The organism is Burkholderia sp. Bp9142 (assembly GCF_003853415.1).
In the GTDB taxonomy this organism is placed as follows: Bacteria; Pseudomonadota; Gammaproteobacteria; order Burkholderiales; family Burkholderiaceae; genus Burkholderia.
Genome location: NZ_QTPP01000105.1, coordinates 1 through 665, shown reverse-complemented (window position 1 = coordinate 665; position 665 = coordinate 1). Strand labels below are relative to the sequence as shown.

The following is a 665-nucleotide window of genomic DNA, read 5'->3' as shown; positions in this document are numbered from 1 at the left end:
GCCGGTGGCACATTTGCTTCGGCGCTCGTTTGCGTCGCGAGTCGACGCGCCGCAAAGAAGTACTGAGCTGCGAAACGCGATTCATCTTGTTCGAGTGTGCCACGCCAACCTTCTCCGCTCGCGTGAAACGCCAGCGAGACCAATCGATTGACAGAAGCATCGCGTTCGACGAGCGCAGCACATGCGCCGTCGCTGAGTAATCCGGCGCCGGCAATTGCCCGTTCGCTTGCGAGGGGCATGGCGTCTGCGCCGACGAGCAGGCCGCGGTTGATAGTCGGACGGGCGGCAAACATCGCGCGAATGATCCGTAGCGCGCCCAGTGATGAGGCGCAATGCTGTTGCGCAAACGAAAATGTCTCCGTCTGCTCGAAACCAAAGCGTTCACATAGCAGGCGAGGCAAGGATAGCGGTGGTGGGGCAACGCTCCCTTGAAGCGTATGAACGTAGACAAGAAAGTCGATCGTGTCAGGCGCAAGCCGGGTCGTATGAATGAGCGATTTGATGGCATTAGCGGCTAGAGAAAGGGCAGTCTGTCCTCGTGCGTCATAGAACGAGCACACCCCCGCTTCTTCGAGGCGTTTGATGGTCTCGGCGGACTGTTTCGTTCGTTGGCCCCAGCTGCGAACGTCATCGACCGGCTCAGGCAGGTAGTAAGCGGTATGGAC

The 665-nt window shown here is 59.4% G+C and carries 1 protein-coding gene; it reads right to left on the bottom strand.

Annotated elements, in window-relative coordinates; all coding sequences use genetic code 11:
- Positions 1–665, bottom strand: a 665-nt coding sequence (locus tag DIE22_RS37845; protein ID WP_124607554.1) for a 3-oxoacyl-ACP synthase, incomplete at both ends; no start/stop codon positions are given.